We start from the raw sequence: 18,074 nt of genomic DNA on the forward strand, positions 1-18,074 counted from the left end.
GCTCACCGGGTGGCGGTCGGTTCGACCGACGGTGTGACCCCGCCGGTCGGCGAGGCGGCCTCGCGGGCCACCACCAGCGTGACCTCCTCGTCCGCCGGCACCAGTTCCCCCGCCGCCGGTTCGGTGCGGATCACCGTGCCGGCCGGACGGTCCGACGTCTCGTACTCGACCCGGTGGTCCAGCCCGACGTCGTCCAGGATGGCCTGCGCCGTCTCCAGCGGCAGGTTCACCACCGGCGGCATCGGCAGTTCGGCCGGCGCCGAGGGCGTCGGGGACGCCGAGGGCGACGAACTGGTGGGGGCCGCCGAGGTCGGCGCGGCGGTGGTCGGCGACGCGCGGGGCACCGACGGCGACGGCGACGGCTCCGGCCCGCTCGGATCGTCGTCCGTTGACTGGAGGGCCAGCCAAAGCCCGGCGCCGAGCAGGCCGAGCAGCAGCAGCACGATCACGCCCCACAGGATCGGCAGCCACCAGCGCCGCGAGTCCTGCTCCTCGGCGTACCACTCGGCCTCCGGCTGGTCGGCCGGGCCGCCGGGCCGCACCTCCGCCCGGCCGGACCACGCCGCCGGCCCGGACCGCTCCGGCGGCACGGCGGCCGTACGGTCCAGCGGGGCGGTATCGCCGGGCACCGGTCGGGTGCCGTCGCCGGCGTCCGGGGCGCTCCGGTCGGGGCGGGGCAGCGGCTGCGTACGGTCGGGTTCCGGCCCGGCCGGGGGATCGCCCGACGGAGGCAGCGGGCGGGTCCGGTCGTCGTGTTCCCCGGCGGGCGGCTCCCGGCGGTCGTCGCTCATGCCTGCACTCCGCTCCGCTGCGTGCCGACATGAGGCACCACCGCACGGTGCCGATGATTCGCTCGCTGACGCTCACTCATGGCGCGTCCTCTCCCGGCCCGGGCGGGCGTCGCGGGCCCTGACCGCCAACCTAGCGGTCCCGGAGGCCATCGGCCGGGATCAGCGTGTCGGACGCTCCGTCACGGCGTCGGGGAGGGCGAATCGCCGTCCTCCGGCGCGTCGCCGCACCAGATCGACACCTGGTCGTTCCACCGGCCCGCACCGTCGCCGGGCGGATCCTGGCGGCTGACCTTGCCGGTCCTGCCCGTCCGGTACTGCGGGTAGAAGCCCTCGTCGACGAGCTCGTCCGCCGCGTCGTCGCAGTCGTCGCCCACCACGTCCGGCACGGTGGCGGCCGGCGCCGGACCGCTCACGTAGAGCGTCACGGTGCGCCCGGGCTGCACCTCGGCGCCCACCTCCGGGGAGGTGCGCTCCACGGTCGTCCCGGTGCCACGGCCGAAGACGAGCCGCCAGCCCAGCCGCTTGTCGCGGAGCTCCTCGCGGGCGTCCGTGAACTCCTCGCCGACGAGCGGCGGGATCGTCAGCCCGGCGGAGCGGCTAGGTGCGGTCGTCCGGGGAGCCGCCGCCGGCGCGGACCGGCCCGGGGTCGATCGGGTCGCGGCGGGCACGCTGGTGGCGGGCAGGCCCTCCGACGCCGCCGGCGGCGGGGCCGACGGGTCGTCCTCGCCGGCCAGGAGCCAGCCGCCGGTCGCGCCGACGGCAGCGAGCAGCACGACGGCCAGCCCGCCCCTGAGCAGCAACGCCGACCGGTCCGGCCCGGCGCCGTCCCGCGCGCCCGTGTCCCCGTCCGTCATACGCCCACCCCGCCTCGATCACCGGCGACCGTACCCGCTCCCGTCAACGCCTGCGTCATCGCGGTTGCCCGGGCCGGACCGCCACGACTCGCCGCGCCGACCACGGGACGTTACGCTCCCCGGCATGGCCAGACGAGGCTGGGGAGGATCGATCGCGATCGCGGTCGGCGTCGCTGCCGGCGCGGGCGCGGCCCAACTGGGCTTCGGCTACGGGCTGGGCATCATCAACTGGGCGCCGGCGGACGCGACCGCCAGCGCGACCGCCTGGGTGGCGGGCCTGATCTGGGCCACCTGGATCGCGGCCACCTCGACGGTCTTCGGCGCGGTCTGCGCGCAGCGGCTGCGCGACCGCGCCCCGGAACCGGACACCGGTCCCGCCGACGCGACTCCGGCCGGACCGGGTGGCGGCGTCCTCGGCTCCGCCGCGCTCGCCGTGGCCGCCGGGGTGGGCGCGCTGATCACCGTGCTGCTGGTGGCCGTACCGGCGCGGCAGGCGGTGGCGGTGGCCGACACCGGTTCACCCCGGAACGTCGCGGCCGCCTACGCGGCGGTCGGCGTGCTGGTCGGCGTGCTGACGGCGGCCTGGGCGCTGCGCTCGCGGGCCGCCGCGAACAACGTGCTCGCCACCGTCGGCTGGCTCTGGCTGCTCGCCGTGATCGCCGTCGTGGACGGTGTGCTGGCCGGGCGCGGCCTGACCAGCGCCCAGCTCGGCATCTGGCAGCTCGGCCCCGACGACGGGAGGTACTGGATCCGCGACTACTTCTACTGGCCTGGCGCGCTGCTGTCCCTCGGTTCCGCGCTGGTGATCGGTGCCCTCGCGGCCCGCCGGGACGCCCGGGACCCCGACCACCGGGTCGGGGCGGCCGCCTCGGGTGCGGCCGGGCCGCTGCTCGTCGCGACCGCGTACTTCCTGGCGGTGCCGAGGCTGACCGCGATCAGCCCGGAGCAGGTGTCGGCACACCTGATCGCGCCGTACGCGGTGATCGTCGGGGTCGGCGGCGCCGTCCTGGTCACCGTCCTCGCCCAGCGGGCCGCCAGACGGGCCGCGGCCCGGGGGCCCGTGCGGGTCCCCCGCCAACGCACCGGCGAACCCGCCGACCAACCGGGCGACCCGGGGCGGCAGACCCCTCCGTTCGGCGGCACCGACGGCGACGCCCAGGCGACGCCCGACGGCAGCGACACCCGCACGACGCCGGGCGGCAGCGACGCCTCCACCGGGCCGGGCGGCAGCGACGCCTTCACCAGGCCGGGCGGCAGCCACGCCTCCACCATGTCGGGCGGCAGCGGTGCCTTCACCGGGTCCGGCGGCAGTGCGCCGGGCGGAGGTCCCGCCGCGGCGGGCGGAGGGGTGTTCCCCGCCGACCGTGAACCGACGCCGGTCCCCGCCGCCGCGCGGCCCGCGACCGCGACCGGCACGCCGGGCGGAGAGCCGGCCGCGTCCGGCACGCCGGCAGGGGAGCCGGCCGCTTCGGTCCCCGGGGACGGCACGCCGGCGTCGGCGTCGACCGGGGAGCCGGCCGTGCCGGCCGCCGACGATCCGGCGGAACCGCAGGCCACCGGCCGCCGATCCCGCTCCGGCCGCCGCACCCGCTGACCGGCAGCCGGGCGGCGTGGGCCACTCCCACCCCGGCCCGCTGAAGGGCCTCACCGCCGCACTCCCACCCCGGCCCGCTGAGGGGTGTCACCGCCGCGGAGCGCCCCGGCCGGGTCAGTCGACGGGCCAGGTGTGCACTGGCTCGTTGCTGCGTTGCAGCTCGGCGTAGCGCTGCACCATGTGGTGCAGGGCGGCGCCCCGGTCCATGCCGCGGTGCCGCTCGGCCGCCCAGACCGCCTCGGTCTGCCAGACCGCGCCGTTGCGGCCCGTACGGCAGCGCTGCTCGATGATGCCGAGCAGCCGGTCACGTTCGGCCGGGGACACCCCGAACCGGTCGAGCCCGGCGGCCGCCTTGGGCAGCAGGACGTCCAGGACCAGCTTGGTCACCGGCACCTCGCCGAGGCGGGGCCAGTGCAGGACGGCGTCCATGCCGCGCCGGGCGGCGGCGTGGAAGTTCTCCTCGGCGGAGCTGAAGGTGAGCTGGCTCCAGATGGGCCGGTCGGACTCCGCCAGCCCGCGCGCCAGCCCGAAGTAGAAGGCGGCGTTGGCCAGCATGTCGACCACGGTCGGGCCGGCCGGTAGCACCCGGTTCTCCACCCGCAGGTGCGGGCGGCCGTTCATGATGTCGTAGACCGGCCGGTTCCACCGGTAGACGGTGCCGTTGTGCAGGCGCAGCTCGCCCAGCTCCGGTACGCCGCCGCCGTGCAGGACCTCGACCGGGTCCTCGTCCTCGCAGATCGGCAGCAGCGGCGGGAAGTAGCGGACGTTCTCCTCGAAGAGGTCGAAGATCGAGGTGATCCAGCGTTCGCCGAACCAGACCCGGGGTCGTACGCCCTGCGCCTTGAGCTCGTCCGGCCGGGTGTCGGTGGCCTGCTCGAACAGGGCGATGCGGGTCTCCGCCCAGAGCTGGCGCCCGTAGAGGAAGGGCGAGTTGGCCCCGACGGCCACCTGCACCCCGGCGATGGCCTGGGAGGCGTTCCAGTAGTCGGCGAAGCTGTCCGGGGCGACCTGGAGGTGGAACTGGAGGCTGGTGCAGGCGGCCTCGGGGGCGATCGAGTCGGTGTGGGTCTGGAGGCGTTCGACGCCTCGGATGTCGAGCTCGATGTCCTCGCCCCGGGCGCCGACGATCTGGTCGTTGAGCACCCGGTACCGCTCGTTGGTGGAGAGGTTGTCCTCGACGAGGTGACGCTCGGTGAGGGTGGGCAGGATGCCGACCAGGACGATCTTCGCGTCCGACTTGGCGGCCCGCTCGTCGGCGCGGGAGAGGCTGCCGCGCAGGTCCTGCTCGTAGTCGGCGAAGCCGTTGCCCTCGATCAGCCGGGGCGGCGCGTTCAGCTCCAGGTTGAACTGGCCCAGCTCGGTCTGGAAGAGCGGGTCGGCGATGTCGGCGAGGATCTGCTCGTTGCGCATCGCCGGCTCGGCCGCCGAGTCGACCAGGTTCAGCTCGATCTCCAGCCCGGTCATCGGCCGGTCGGCGTCGAAGCCGAAGTCGTCAAGCATCAGGGCGAAGACGTCCAGGCACCGCCGGACCTTCTGTCGGTAGCGAACCCGGTCCTCCCGGGAGAAGGCGCCCTGCTCGACGTCCCTGCCCATGTTTCCTCCCGGCGCGAGGCGCAGTCGGACCGTGCCGGCCCGGTAAGCGCGTGGTTAACCCCTCCACGTTAGGAGTGTCGGCATCGCCGGGACCAGAGGAGGTCGCGGCGGTCCCACGGCCGGGACGACCGTACTCCGGTCGGCGGACGCGCTCCCGGCGGCATCTCTACCCAGCGGCGGCGCCCGGCACCCGATCGAACCGCGAATGAGTCGTGACAAATCGCACCCGGTCGGCGGCTCTGACCGTGCGTACACGCGTCGGGCCCGCGCCGTGACGCGGCGCGGGCCCGGAAGCGGTACGGCGGATCAGGCCTGGCGGACGGCCTCGCCCTCGATCTCGATCTTGATCTTCTTGCCGACCAGCACGCCCCCGGTCTCCAGGGCGACGTTCCAGGTCAGGCCGAAGTCCTCGCGGTCGATCTCGGTGGAGGCGGAGAAGCCGAAGATGTCCTGCCCGAACGGGCTGCGGCCGACGCCCTCGAACTCGACCTCCAGGTCGACCGGGCGGGTGACGCCCTTGATGGTCAGCTCGCCGGAGAGGACGAACTCGTTGCCGTCGCGGGACTTCACGGCCGTGCTGCGGAACTCCAGGGTCGGGAAGGCCTCGGCGTCGAGGAACTCGGGGCTGCGCAGGTGCGCGTCCCGGTCGGCCTGGTTGGTGTTGATGGTGGCCGCCTGGATGGTGGCGCTGACCGAGGACTGCATCGGGTCCTCGGCGACGGTGATGGTGGCGCTGGCGTCGGCGAACTCACCGCGTACCTTGCTGACCATCATGTGCCGGGCGACGAAGCCCACGCGCTTGTGCGCGGCGTCCAGCAGGTAGGTGCCGGCGGTCGGGATCGTGAGGCCGTCCCAGTCGCGGGTAACCGGTGCGGTGCTGCTGGTCATGAAGCTGCCCTCCGTGGGGAAAGTTGTTTAGTAGCCCAACGACTGTCGCAGCAACTATAGGCACAGCAATATTCCTCATGTCAAGTACTGCTACGATGGGCGCGTGGACCAGAACGTGTTCGACGACCCCCGGATCACCGCTGTCGGCCTGCTCGTCGAGGCGCACGCCGGGCTCTCGGCCCGGTTCGCCGCCCAGTTCGAGGAGCACGGCCTCTCACCGGTCGAGTTCGAGGTGCTGACCAGACTCGCCCGCTCACCCGGCAACCAGTTGCGGATGACCGACCTCGCCGCCCAGACCTCGCTCTCGACGAGCGGCGTCACCCGCGTGGTGGACCGGATGGAACGCGACGGGCTGCTCACCCGCCGCGCCTGCCCCTCCGACCGGCGCAGCTCGTTCGCCGTGGTCACCGCCACCGGCCTGCAACGCCTCGACGAGACCCTGCCCGGGCACCTACGGATCATCGAGCAGTGGTTCACCGGCCAGCTCGACCCGGCGGCCCTGGACGCCCTGCTCGACGGGCTGCGCCGGGTCCGGGACGCGGTGCACCCCGGCGCCACCGCCGGAAGCACCGGATCCGCCGCCGACTGCGACGAGACGGCCACGCCCTCCTGACCCGTTCCCGGGGCCCGCTCGGCACCGGCAGAAAGAGCGGCAGAACTGCCGCGCCCACGGGACGATAGACGTTCAAACCGGACGGGACCGCGTGCGGGCGGTGGCTAGTCTTCGGGCAGTGGGGACGCACCGGGGGGTGATGGCGCGGGCGACGAGCGAGGGGTAGCAAGAGGGGCTTCGTCGCCCGCGTCACCCCCGGTCGCTCTGCGCGACGCCCTCCGCTCGCTCTGCGCAACGCCGTCCAGGTGACGACCGACACCGTCGCCGACGGGCCACCCGCTCCGGCCCGCCCTCCACAGGCGCAGTTGCTCCTCCTCGTGCGGCAGCAGCCGGACACCGCTCTGCCGGCAGGCCCGGTCGAGACGGTCCAGCACGCCGGGGTCACCCGAACTGGCGGCCAGCCCCACCAACGCCTCCACCACGTCACGCCGGTCCTGGCCGTCGACGCCCGCTTCCGCCGCGGCGGCGAACCACTCCGCCGCCAGCTCACGGTCGCCCCGGCACAGGGCCAGGTTCCCCTCGATCAGCGCGCAGATCCCGTCCTCCGGGCGCGCCCCGGGCGTCGGCGCACCCGGCGACCAGACCTCCTCGGCGCGGGGCACCGGGGGTGGGCGCAGCTCGGCCAGCACCTCGGCCGCCTCGGCGGACCGGCCGTCGCGGGCCAGCGCCAGTCCCACCGTGCCGAGCACCCGGCGACGGTGGCCCGGGTCGCCGAGGTCCGCCAGCGCCGCCACCACCCGCCGGCCCTGGTCGACGGCGTCGGCGTAGCGGCCCTCCAGGCGGGACACCTCGGCGAGGTTGGCCCGCGCGAGCACCCGCAGCCGCTGCTCCCCGCCCTGCGCGGCGAGCCGGTCGACCGCGGCCAGCCGGCGCCGGGCGGCCGCCAGGTCACCGACCCGGATGTCGTGCCAGGCGAGGTTGTTCTGCGCCACCGTCATGTCGCGGGTCCGCCCGTGCCGGACGGCCAGCGCGAGCACCGCCTCGGCCTGCGTACGCGCCTCGTCGTGCTCGCCGAGGGCGATCAGCAGCGCGCAGAGCACCGAGCGCGCCTCCAACTCCCCGGTGACGTCGCCCGCGTCCCGGAACGCGGCCAACGCCCGCCGCGCAGCCGGCAGCTCCTCGGCCCCGGCACCGTGCTCGGCGGCGAGCCGGGCCACCCCGAGGAACGCCCACGCCCGCAGCACCGGGTCGACATCGGCGGTACGCGGATCCGCCAGCAGGCGCCGGAGCCACTGCCTGCCGGGGACGTCGCGCCCCCGGAACCGCCACCACCGCGACAGCGCCGCCGCCAACCGCAGCGCGGTCAGCGGGTCGTCGACGGCGGCGTGCGCCAGGGCGGAGCTGATGTCGCCGGACACCTCGTCCAGGCGGTGCACCGCCGCCGGCAGGTTGGCCCCGGCCAGCTCCGGTGCGGTCCGCGCCACCAGCCGGGCGACGACCTGCGCGTGCCGGCGCCGGATCGCGGTCAGCTCGCCGGCGCCGGTCGCCTGCTCCGCGGCGAAGTCCCGTACGGCGTCGAGCAGGCGGAACCGGAACGGCCCGGCGCCCCGCACGCTGAGCAGACCGAGCTCGACGAGCCGGTCGAGCAGCGGCACCGGGTCCACGACCACCGTCCCGTCCCGGTCGGCGGGGTCGGCGAGCATCTCCTCGGCCAGCTCGACCGACCAGCGGTTGCCGAACGCGGCGAGCCGGCGCAACGCGGCCCGCTCGTCGGGGGCGAGGAGGCGGTAGCTGACGGCCACCGCGTCGCGCAGGGTCTCCGCCACCGCCGCCCGTGGGCTCTCCGGACGGCCCGGCTCCGTGCTGTCCCAGCCCGGCCGCCCGGCCGCCCCCGACGAGGTGGTCAGGTCGAGGACGCGGTCGCCGTACCGGTCGAGCAGCTCGTTGAGGTCGAGGATCCGGCCCCGGGCCGCCATCAGCTCGATGGCGAGCGGGAGCCCGCCCAGGCGGCGTACCAGGGCGGCGAGGGCGGGCAGCTCGGCGGGGCCGGGCGGCTCCCGGCGGACCTGGGCGAGCCGGGCGGTGAAGAGAGCCACGGCGGGATAGTCGGCCAGCGCCGCCGGGCCCTCCCGCTCGCTACCCGGCGGCGGCACGTCGAGCGGGGCGACCGGCCACACCCGCTCCCCGGGCAGGCCGACCGGGTGCCGGCCGGTGACCAGCACCCGCAGCGACGGCACCGCCCCGGCGAGCCGGTGCACCGTCTCGGCGACCGCGTCGGGGGCCCGCTCGGCCGCGTCCACGAGCAGCAGCGCCGGCCGGCCGGCGAGGCGGGCGCTCAGCTCGGGCAGCCGGGCGACGCCGAAGACGGCGACCGAGGCGGAGAGCACGTCGGCCGCGTCCGAGCCCTCGCCGATGAGCACTCCGGCCGCCCCGCCGGGATGGTCGTCGGCGACCGCGTGGACCACCGAGAGTGCCAGCGCGGTCTTGCCCACGCCGGCCAGCCCGACCAGGCTGGCCAGCCGGGGCCCGTGCCCGTCGGTGAACAACCCGGCCAGCTCGGTCAGGTCACGGTCGCGGCCGACCAGCGCGACCGGAGGCGGGAGCGCGGTCGGCGTACCGGCGTGGTGGTCGAGGTCGACGCGGGCCGGCGGGGCGCCGCGGGGGGTGGCCGGCGCGGCGGCCGGGACCGGCCCCCGGGCGGCGGCCAGGAACGTCGCCCGGACGGCTCCGGCCAGCTCCAGTGCGCCGGCGAGCAGCTCGACCGTGGTGCGCTGCGGCCGGGACGAGCGGCCCCGCTCCAGGTCGCGAACGGTCCGGATGCCCACGCCGGCCCGGCCCGCCAGCTCGGCCTGGGTCAGGCCGGCGGCGAGCCGGTGCCCGCGCAACAGCTCCGGCAGCCCGGTACGACCGCCCGGATGCGGCGAACGATCATGAACCGGCGTCATGGGCAGGAAGGGTACGGACGGGGTACGACCGACGGCAGCCGAACGTCGCCCTGCCGACGCCCCGGCGCGGATATCCGACAGCGGGCCGGTCACACCGGGCGGGCCCGGTGGCGCGGAGGCGGCTGCCTCGACGCCATCGGACCCGTCGCCGTCACATGCCCAGATCGCGCGCGATGATCATGCGCTGCACCTCGGACGTGCCCTCGCCGATCTCCAGGATCTTGGAGTCGCGCCAGAAGCGGGCCACCGGGTACTCGTTCATGAAGCCGTAGCCGCCGTGGATCTGGGTGGCCTCGCGGGCGTTGTCCACGGCGATGGTGCTGGCGTGCAGCTTGGCGATGGCGGCCTGCCGCTTGAACGGCTCGCCGGCGAGCATCCGCGCGGCGGCGTCGTAGTAGGCCAGCCGGGCGGTGTGCGCCTTCATCTCCATGTCGGCGATCTTGAACTGGATCGCCTGGTAGTTGCCGATCGGCTGGCCGAACGCCTGGCGTTCCTTCGCGTACCTGATCGACTCGTCGACGCAGCCCTGGGCGAGGCCGACGGCCAGGGCGGCGATGGCGATCCGCCCCTCGTCGAGGATGCGCAGGAACTGGGCGAAGCCCCGGCCGCGCTCGCCGAGCAGGTTCGCCGCCGGCACCCGGCAGTCGTCGAAGGTCAGCTCGTGCGTGTCCGAGGCGTTCCAGCCGACCTTCGAGTAGCCCGGCGCGACGGTGAAGCCCGGCGTACCCGAGGGGACGATGATCGTGGACAGCTCCTTGGCGCCGTCCGGGCGGGTGCCGGTGACCGCGGTGACGGTGACCAGCGCCGTGATGTCGGTGCCCGAGTTGGTGATGAACGCCTTGGAGCCGTTGATCACCCACTCGTTGGTCGACTCGTCGAGCACCGCGCGGGTCTGGGTGCCCCCGGCGTCCGAGCCGGTGCCCGGCTCGGTCAGCCCGAAGCCGGCCAGCGCCTCGCCGCTGAGCAGCTTCGGCAGCCACGTCGCCTTCTGCTCGTCGGTGCCGAAGCGGTAGATCGGCATCGCGCCCAGCGAGACCGCCGCCTCCAGGGTGATGGCGACGCTGGAGTCGACCCGGGCCAGCTCCTCCAGGGCGAGGCAGAGCGCGAAGTAGTCGCCGCCCATGCCGCCGTGCTCCTCGGCGAAGGGCAGGCCGAACAAGCCCATCTTGCCCATCTGCCGGATCACCTCGTACGGGAAGGTGTGCTTCTCGTAGTGCTCCGCGATGACCGGGGCGACCACCTCGCGCGCGAATTCCCGCACGCTCTCCCGCAGCGCCTCTTGCTCCTCGGTGAGCCGGAAGTCCATGGAATCCTCCTGTGTGGATGGGCCGCCGGGCGCTCGTGACGCCGGGAACGGACGGGTCGCTGGTGCGGTGCGGGCCCAAGGCCGGGAACGGACGGGTCGCTGGTGCGGTGCGGGGCGGGGGCGCTCGGATCGGGCCGGCCAGGTGGGGCCGGCGGCGGGATCAGACCGGGGTGACGCCGTGCCGGCGCCGGGAGAAGTGCCGCTCCTTCGTGCGGGCGGCGGCGAACCGGCGGACCAGCTCGGCGCGCAGCTCGTGCGGCTCGACGATCGCGTCGACGACCAGCTCGCTGGCGAGCCGGACCACGTCGATGTCGCGCTCGTACTCCTCGCGCTTCGCGGCGACGAACGCGGCCCGCTCCGCCTCGTCCTCGATCGCCGCGATCTTGTTGGCGTAGACCGCGTTGACCGCCGCCTCCGCGCCCATCACGGCGATCTTGGCGGTGGGCAGCGCGATCGTGGCGTCCGGCTCGAAGCCGGGACCGGCCATCGCGTAGAGGCCGGCGCCGTACGCCTTGCGGACCACCACGCAGATCTTGGGTACGGTCGCCTCCGAGATCGCGGTGATCATCTTGGCGCCGTGCCGGATGATGCCCTGCTTCTCCACCGCGCTGCCGACCATGAACCCGGGCACGTCGGAGAGGAAGAGCAGCGGCACGTTGAAGGCGTCGCAGAGCTGCACGAAGCGGGTCGCCTTGTCGGCCGAGTCGACGAAGAGCACGCCGCCCTTGAACATCGAGTTGTTGCCGACCACGCCGACGACCTCGCCGTTCAGCCGGCCGAAGCCGATCGTCAGCTCCTTGGCCCAGAGCGCCTGGATCTCGAAGAAGGAGCCGTCGTCGAGCAGGCCCTTGACGTACCGCCGCATGTCGAACGCCTGCCGCTCGCTCGCCGGCACCAGCGCGGCCAGGTCGGCCTTCTCCGGCGCCGCGACGGCGGGCGCGGCCGGCGGGGCCTGCGTCCAGTTGGCGGGGAGGTAGGACAGGTAGCGCCGCACCACGTCGAGGGCGTCGGCCTCGGTCTTGCAGAGGAAGTGCCCGACGCCGGACTCGGCGCAGTGCACCTTGGCGCCGCCCATGGCCTCCAGCGTGGTCTTCTCGCCGGTGACCATCTCGACCATCCGGTCGGAGCCGAGGTACATGCTGGCGTTGCCGTCGACCATGGCGACCACGTCGCAGAACGCCGGAATGTACGCCCCGCCGGCCGCGCTCGGCCCGAAGAGCGCGCAGACCTGCGGGATGGCGCCGGAGGCGCGGACCTGGTTCCAGAAGATCTTGCCGGCGCCGCGGCGGCCGGGGAAGAGGTCGACCTGGTCGGTGATCCGGGCGCCGGCCGAGTCGACCAGGTAGACCATCGGCACGCTCGTCGAGTAGGCCCGCTCGATGATCCGGATGATCTTCTCGACGGTACGGGCGCCCCAGCTGCCGGCCTTGACCGTGGAGTCGTTCGCCATCAGGCAGACCGGGCGGCCGTCGATGGTGGCGGTGCCGGTCACCACGCCGTCGGCCGGGAGTCCCTCGGCCATCGCGTTGGCGTAGAGGCCGTCCTCGACGAAGGAGCCCTCGTCAACCAGGAGCGCGACCCGTTCCCGGGCGAAGAGCTTGCCCTTGGCGGCGTTCGCCGCGTGGTACTTGTCCGCACCGCCGGCCCGGGCCCGCTTGCGCAGCTGCTCCAGTGCCTCACCGTCGAGCGTCACGCCGACTCCCTCGCCACCTGAGCCGGTCACCTCGCGGGCGGACCGACTGACCTGAACGATCGTTAGGCTAGCGCATCCCCCCGCCCCCCGGCGAGCCACGGCCGGCGGGGACGACGCCACCCGGTCGCGCCCGATCGGAAGGCATTGAAAATCATGAATTTATGGGGCTACGCTCCTGACACCCCTCCTCCCGGATTGGAGTCAGCGATGACCTCACGGCTCAACCGGCTCGCGGTCGCGTTCGTCGCGACGGCACTGGCCACCCTCGGCGTCACGGTCGCGAACCCGTCACCCGCCTCGGCCGCCATGACCATCTGCTACAACACCAGCCAGGCGGGGAGCTTCGCCGGTACGGCCAACCAGGCCGCCTCGATCTGGAACAACGCCACGTCGAACCTGACGCTCACGGCGAACTGCGGCTCCAACCTGCGGATCTACCAGATCACCGGCGGCGGCTCGTACGCCGTCCGGACCAGCCTCGGCAACGGGCGGGTCTACATCGACACCCAGCAGGCCCAGCAGTACAGCCCGCTGCGGATCATGACCCACGAGATCGGGCACATCCTCGGCCTGCCCGACAACTACAACGGCAACTGCGCGATCCTGATGTCCGGCGGCAGCGCCGGCACCAGCTGCACCAACCCGTACCCGAGCAGCACCGAGGCCAGCCGGGTGTCCAGCCTCTTCGCCGGCACCTTCAGCACGAACCGCGCCGGGTCGCAGATCTTCCAGGACAGCTGGCCGGCCACGCTCACCACGGTGGGCTGACCGACCGCGCACGTCGGAGGGGCCGGCACGACGCCGGCCCCTCCCCGCGTGCGGTCGGCCCTCCCCCGCGTGCGGTCAGCTCGGCAGCGGCGTCAGCCGGGTACGCGGGCCGGCGCGGAGCACCCCCGACGGGAGCCGCTTGCCGACCAGTTCCTCGGCCAGCTCGGCCACCTCGACCAGGGCGTCCAGGTCGATGCCGGTGTCGACGCCCATGTCGTGCAGCATGTGCACCGCCTCCTCGGTGGCCAGGTTGCCGCTGGCCCCCGGCGCGTACGGGCAGCCGCCGAGGCCGCCGACGCTGGCGTCGAACTCGGTCACGCCCAACTCCAGCGCGGTGAGCATGTTGGCCAGCGCGGTGCCCCGGGTGTTGTGGAAGTGCAGCAGCACGGGGACGTGTGCGTTGCGGTCGCGTACCGCCGTCAGCAGCTCGCGGACCCGTCGGGGCGTACCCATGCCGGTGGTGTCGCCGAAGGCCACCCGGTCGGCGCCGTCGCGGACCACCCGGTCCACGATGGCGGCTACCCGGGCCGGGTCGGTGTCCCCCTCGTACGGGCAGCCGAAGCTGGTCGCCACGATCACCTCGGCCTGCGCGCCGGCGCCGTGCAGCAGGTCGATCAGCTCGGCGATGTCGTCCAGCGACTCCTCCGTGGAGCGGTTGACGTTGCGCCGGTTGTGCGTGTCGCTGGCCGAGACCACCACCTCGATCTCGGTGAAGCCGGCGGCCAGGGCCCGCTGCGCGCCCCGGGTGTTCGGCACCAGCGCCGAGTAGCGCACACCGTCGGCCTTCGCGGCCCGCTGCCACACCTCGTCGGCGTCGGCCATCTGCGGGATCGCCTTCGGGTGCACGAACGAGACGGCCTCGATCCGCTGCACGCCGGTGCCGGAGAGGGCGTCGAGCAGCCGCACCTTGGCCTCGGTCGGGATCGGCTCCTCGTTCTGGAGCCCGTCGCGCGGCCCGACCTCCCGGATCGACACGGAGTTCGGCATTTCCGCCATAAGGGGTCACCTCACTGTGACGCAGAGCTGTTCTGTCCCCTCCAGCCTCCCACCCCCTCCACCGCCCCATCCCGGTTGATCATGAAGTTGTCGCCACGACACGCCGCAGCCGAGGACAACAACTTCATGATCAACGGGGTGGAGACCGGGGTGGGAGGGAGCCCGGGGGTCAGCGCATTCGGGGGACGATTCCGGTGTCGTAGTCGCCGGAGAGGAATTCCTCGTTCTTGAGGAGTTCGGCGAAGAAGGGGAGGTTGTTCTTCGGGCCGGCCAGTTCGAAGGCGGCCACCGCCGTCTTCGCGCGCTCGATCGCCTCGGCGCGGGTGGCGCCGTTGACGATGAGCTTGGCCATCAGGCTGTCGTAGAACGGGGTGACGGTGTTGCCCTCGACGTAGCCCGAGTCCACCCGGACGCCCTCGCCGGTCGGCTCCACCCACGTCCTGATCACGCCGGGGCCGGGCAGGAAGCGCTTCGGGTCCTCGGCGTTGATCCGCAGCTCGATGGCGTGCCCGCGCGGGGCGAGCGCGTCCGGGTCGAAGGTCGGCGCCAGGCCGGCGGCCACCCGCAGCTGCTCCTCGACCAGGTCGACGCCGTAGACCAGCTCAGTGACCGGGTGCTCGACCTGGAGCCGCGTGTTCATCTCCAGGAAGAAGAACTCCTGTGTCGCAGGATCGAGCAGGCACTCGACCGTGCCCGCGTTGCGGTAGCCGACCGCCTCGCCGGCGCGCACGGCGGCGGCCAGGATGCGCTCGCGCAGTTCCGGGGAGACCGCCGGCGACGGCGACTCCTCGACCAGCTTCTGGTTGCGCCGCTGCACCGAGCACTCCCGCTCGCCGAGGGCGACCACCCGGCCGTCGGCCAGGCCGAGGATCTGCACCTCGACGTGGCGCACCCGGGGGAAGTACCGCTCGATCAGCACCGAGCCGTCGCCGAACATCCGCTCGGCGAAGGAGCGCACCTTGTCGTACTCGGTGCGCAGCGCGGCCTCGTCGGTCGCCACGCCCATGCCCATGCCGCCGCCACCGGCCGCGGCCTTGACCATCACCGGGTAGCCGATCTCCGCCGCCGCGACGACCGCCGCGTCGAGGTCGGCCGCCGGGTCGGTGGTGCCGGGCGCGACCGGCACCCCGGCCGCCGCCATCAGGTTCCGAGCGTTGATCTTGTCGCCCATCGCGGTGATCGCGTCCGCGCCGGGCCCGACCCAGATCAGCCCGCTCGCCTCGACGGTACGGGCGAAGTCGGCGTTCTCCGACAGGAAGCCGTAGCCGGGGTGGATGGCCTGCGCACCTGTCGACTTGGCGGCGGCGAGGATGGCCTCGACGTTGCGGTAGCTCTGGGCCGGGTTGGCCGGACCCACGCACACCGCCTCGTCGGCCTCCGTCACGAACGGCAGGTCGGCGTCGGCCTCCGAGTGCACCGCGATCGCGCGGATGCCGAGCCGCCTGGCGGTCCGGATGATCCGGCGGGCGATCTCGCCCCGGTTGGCGACCAGCAGCGACTCGATCATGTTTCCCTCCAGCGTCCAGGGGTGGGGACGGGTGCTAGGGAACCACGGCCGGAAGGTTACTGACGAGTTGCCCCCGGTTCAGGAACCGGGGTGGGCCAGCAGTGCGGCCAGGGTGGCGGCGCGGAGCAGCTCGGCCCGGCGGCGCCGGTCCACCTCGCCACCCAGGAACGGCGTCGAGTTCATCAGGCCGAACGCGGCGTGGGCCAGCACCCGTGCCTCGCCGTCGGGCATGCCCGGGTGCAGCGCGGTCAGCACCGTCACCCATTCTTCGACGTAGAGCCGCTGGAGCCGGCGGATCCGGCGGCGCGGCTCGTCGGGGAGGCGGTCCAGCTCGTGCAGGTGCAGGGCGATCACCGCCGGGTTGGCCAGCGCGAAGTCGACGTGGAAGTCGATCAACGACTCCAGCGCGCCGCGCGGGTCGTCGGGGTGACCGGCGGACCGCTGCTGGCCGCCGGCCAGCAGTTCCTCGCTGACCGGGATCAGCGCGGCGACCAGCATGGCCTCCTTGCCCGCGAAGTGGTGGTAGAGCGCCGGGCCGGTGACCCCGGCGGCCGCGCCGATGTCGTCCATCGACACGCCGTGGTAGCCCCGGGACGCGAAGAGGCCGACCGCGATCTCCAGGATCTCGTCCTTGCGGGACCGGCGCCGGGCCGACCCCGCGGCACCGTTCGCCCTGCCCCGTGCCTGCTGCTCGACCGTCACCGGGCAAGCGTAGACCTCGACCGGCCCGGCGTGGAGCCTCCGCTACCCGTCGGTTGGCTCACGTCCGCCGCCGGTCACCGGCGCGTCCGGGCACCTTGACCCTCGACCCGGTCGAGCCCGGAGGGTCGCCGGCATGACCGCACCCCCGCTCGGCCGCGACTACCGACTGCTCTGGTCCGCCGCCGTGTCCTCGCGTCTCGGCGACGCCCTGCGTACGCCGGCACTGGCGCTGCTGGCCGCGACGCTGACCCGCGATCCCCGGGTGATCGCGGCGGTGACCGTGGCCGGGCAGCTCCCGCCGCTGCTGTTCGGCCTGCTCGGCGGCGTGTACGCGGACCGCTGGGACCGCCGCCGGACGATGGCGGTGGTGGACGGACTGCGCGCCGCCGTGATCGGCGCACTCGCCCTCGCGGTCGCCCTCGACCGGGCCAACGTCGCCGCGCTGGTGACCGTGGCCTTCCTGCTCGCCGCGCTCGGCACCCTCTTCGACGCCGCCTCGTTCGCGATGCTCCCGTCCGTGGTGCCGCCGGCCGCACTGCCCCGGGCCAACGGCCGCCTCCAGGCCGGCTCGGCGGTGGCGGGCGGCTTCCTCGGCACCCCGGCCGCCGGCGTGCTCTTCGCCCTGGCCGCCCCGCTGCCGTTCGCCGTGGACGCCCTCACCTTCCTCTGCGCCGCCCTGCTGACCCTCGCCCTTCGTCCCGTCCCATCCCGCCCCGGCGCGAGCCCCGGGCGGCGGTCGGTGTGGCGGGAGGGCGTCGAGGGGGTGCGGTGGGTACGCGGGGACGCGATGCTGTGGCGGCTGACCGTGGCGACCGCCGGGAGCAACCTGGCCATCAGCGGGCTGATGGCGGTGCTTGTGCTCTACGCCCTCGACGTGCTGCGGGTGCCGCCGGCCGGGTACGGGCTGTTCGCGGCGGGGGCGCTCCTCGGCGGGCTTGCCGGTGGGCTCGGGGCGGGTCGGTTGGCCGCCCGCCTCGGCACGGTGCCCGCGCTGCGCGTCGTGCTCGCCGGCCAGGCCGTCGCGCTGACCGGGCTGGCGCTGGCCCGGCACCCGGTGCCCGGCGGGCTGGCGCTGGCCGTGTTCGCGGCCGGCACCACGGTGTGGAACGGCCTGTGGGCCTCGTACGGGCAGCGCCACGTGCCGCCCGCACTGCTCGGCCGGGTGGGCGCCGCCCAGCGGATGGTCGGCCTGCTCACCGCGCCGGTCGGGGCGACCCTCGCGGGCATGGCCGGCGCGGCGTACGGGGTGGGACCGGTGGCGGCGGCGGTGGCCGGGGTCTTCGTGCTGGTCACCCTCGCGGCGTGGCGGACGCTGCAACCGGCCGCGCCGGCACCGGCCGCCGGGCCCACCAGCGCCGCGACAGCAGCCCGGCCAGGGCGGCGCCCGTCGCGTTGAGCAGCACGTCGTCGGCCGAGGAGACCCGGCCGAGGTCGAGCGCGTACTGGAGGGACTCGACCAGCACGGAACCGGCCGCCCCGAGCAGGAACAGCCGGCTGACGCCGGCCAGTGCGGCCAGGCGTACCGGGGCGAAGAAGCCCAGCGCGGCGAAGACCAGCAGGTTGCCGACGACCTGGACCACGGCGGTCGCCGGCGGCCCGGTCAGCAGGTCGGCCAGGTCGCGTAGCGGCACCAGGTCGACCTGCCGGGGCGCGGGCCGGGGGGTGAGGATCATCCACACCCACGGCAGGGTGCCGGCCACCGCGCCCACCTCGGCGACGCTGCGCCGCCACGACTCCCCGACCGTCGCGGCGTCGCGCCGGTGGCGCGCCAGCACGGCGGTGAGGAGGGCCAGCAGGGGCAGCCCGGCGGCCACGGCGAGCAGCACGCCACCCCAGTCACGCCACACCTGACCCACCGGGGCAGCCTAGTCGCGCGCCCCGTCG

The 18,074-nt window shown here is 74.4% G+C and carries 14 protein-coding genes and 1 pseudogene; 4 read left to right on the plus strand and 11 right to left on the minus strand.

Annotation, left to right across the window (positions count from 1 at the left end):
• Positions 1-2: 2 nt before the first annotated feature.
• On the minus strand, positions 3-791 hold the full coding sequence (locus ACGFNF_RS18525) for a PASTA domain-containing protein (protein ID WP_393169251.1): 789 nt from the start codon (positions 789-791) through the stop codon (positions 3-5).
• 179 nt (positions 792-970) lie between these two features.
• Positions 971-1,645 (minus strand): PASTA domain-containing protein, encoded by a 675-nt coding sequence (locus ACGFNF_RS18530; protein WP_393169253.1) that lies wholly within the window; start codon positions 1,643-1,645, stop codon positions 971-973.
• 124 nt (positions 1,646-1,769) lie between these two features.
• Between ACGFNF_RS18530 and ACGFNF_RS18535 the strand changes: the two genes are divergently transcribed.
• The gene (locus ACGFNF_RS18535) at positions 1,770-3,239 is read left to right on the plus strand and encodes a hypothetical protein (RefSeq protein WP_393169255.1); all 1,470 of its coding nucleotides are present in this window, start codon (positions 1,770-1,772) and stop codon (positions 3,237-3,239) included.
• A 114-nt stretch (positions 3,240-3,353) separates the two neighbouring features.
• On the opposite strand, the gene ACGFNF_RS18540 is transcribed toward ACGFNF_RS18535, so the two are convergent.
• Positions 3,354-4,832, minus strand: coding sequence for a glutamate--cysteine ligase (locus ACGFNF_RS18540; protein ID WP_393169257.1), 1,479 nt, complete (start codon positions 4,830-4,832; stop codon positions 3,354-3,356).
• A gap of 306 nt (positions 4,833-5,138) precedes the next feature.
• Positions 5,139-5,720, minus strand: a complete 582-nt coding sequence (locus tag ACGFNF_RS18545) for a YceI family protein (protein ID WP_311410011.1) — start codon at positions 5,718-5,720, stop codon at positions 5,139-5,141.
• 103 nt (positions 5,721-5,823) lie between these two features.
• On the opposite strand from ACGFNF_RS18545, the gene ACGFNF_RS18550 reads away from it, so the two are divergent.
• Positions 5,824-6,333 carry a MarR family transcriptional regulator gene (locus ACGFNF_RS18550; protein WP_357577022.1) on the plus strand — a complete coding sequence of 170 codons (510 nt, stop codon included), beginning with the start codon at positions 5,824-5,826 and terminating at the stop codon, positions 6,331-6,333.
• Positions 6,334-6,635: 302 nt separating this feature from the next.
• Here the strand turns inward: ACGFNF_RS18550 and ACGFNF_RS18555 are convergent.
• From ACGFNF_RS18555 to ACGFNF_RS18565, 3 genes and pseudogenes are all read right to left on the minus strand, one after another.
• Positions 6,636-9,218, minus strand: a pseudogene (locus ACGFNF_RS18555) (ATP-binding protein); the annotation flags it as partial.
• A 151-nt stretch (positions 9,219-9,369) separates the two neighbouring features.
• A complete protein-coding gene (locus ACGFNF_RS18560; RefSeq protein ID WP_132235377.1) occupies positions 9,370-10,524 on the minus strand; it encodes an acyl-CoA dehydrogenase family protein in 1,155 nt (384 codons plus the stop codon).
• Between the two features lie 160 nt (positions 10,525-10,684).
• Positions 10,685-12,217, minus strand: coding sequence for an acyl-CoA carboxylase subunit beta (locus ACGFNF_RS18565; protein ID WP_393169260.1), 1,533 nt, complete (start codon positions 12,215-12,217; stop codon positions 10,685-10,687).
• A gap of 207 nt (positions 12,218-12,424) precedes the next feature.
• Here ACGFNF_RS18565 and ACGFNF_RS18570 point away from each other — a divergent pair, with 207 nt between their 5' ends.
• Entirely contained in the window at positions 12,425-12,985 is a 561-nt protein-coding gene (locus ACGFNF_RS18570) for a snapalysin family zinc-dependent metalloprotease (RefSeq protein WP_357577024.1), read from the plus strand.
• Between the two features lie 75 nt (positions 12,986-13,060).
• Here the strand turns inward: ACGFNF_RS18570 and ACGFNF_RS18575 are convergent, their stop codons facing one another.
• From ACGFNF_RS18575 to ACGFNF_RS18585, 3 genes are all read right to left on the minus strand, one after another.
• The gene (locus ACGFNF_RS18575) at positions 13,061-13,981 is read right to left on the minus strand and encodes a hydroxymethylglutaryl-CoA lyase (protein WP_393169262.1); all 921 of its coding nucleotides are present in this window, start codon (positions 13,979-13,981) and stop codon (positions 13,061-13,063) included.
• A 169-nt stretch (positions 13,982-14,150) separates the two neighbouring features.
• Positions 14,151-15,488, minus strand: coding sequence for an acetyl/propionyl/methylcrotonyl-CoA carboxylase subunit alpha (locus ACGFNF_RS18580; RefSeq protein WP_393169264.1), 1,338 nt, complete (start codon positions 15,486-15,488; stop codon positions 14,151-14,153).
• Positions 15,489-15,566: 78 nt separating this feature from the next.
• Positions 15,567-16,190 carry a TetR/AcrR family transcriptional regulator gene (locus ACGFNF_RS18585; RefSeq protein WP_357577026.1) on the minus strand — a complete coding sequence of 208 codons (624 nt, stop codon included), beginning with the start codon at positions 16,188-16,190 and terminating at the stop codon, positions 15,567-15,569.
• A 133-nt stretch (positions 16,191-16,323) separates the two neighbouring features.
• Here ACGFNF_RS18585 and ACGFNF_RS18590 point away from each other — a divergent pair, with 133 nt between their 5' ends.
• Positions 16,324-17,586: an MFS transporter gene (locus ACGFNF_RS18590; protein ID WP_393169266.1), complete on the plus strand. Its 1,263-nt coding sequence runs from the start codon at positions 16,324-16,326 to the stop codon at positions 17,584-17,586.
• Here the strand turns inward: ACGFNF_RS18590 and ACGFNF_RS18595 are convergent.
• Positions 17,480-18,046 (minus strand): VanZ family protein, encoded by a 567-nt coding sequence (locus tag ACGFNF_RS18595; protein WP_393169268.1) that lies wholly within the window; start codon positions 18,044-18,046, stop codon positions 17,480-17,482. The genes ACGFNF_RS18590 and ACGFNF_RS18595 overlap by 107 nt on opposite strands.
• Positions 18,047-18,074: the final 28 nt, after the last annotated feature.

Origin of the sequence: Micromonospora sp. NPDC048868 (assembly GCF_043198195.1) — a bacterium.
Classification (GTDB): domain Bacteria; phylum Actinomycetota; class Actinomycetes; order Mycobacteriales; family Micromonosporaceae; genus Micromonospora; species Micromonospora reichwaldensis.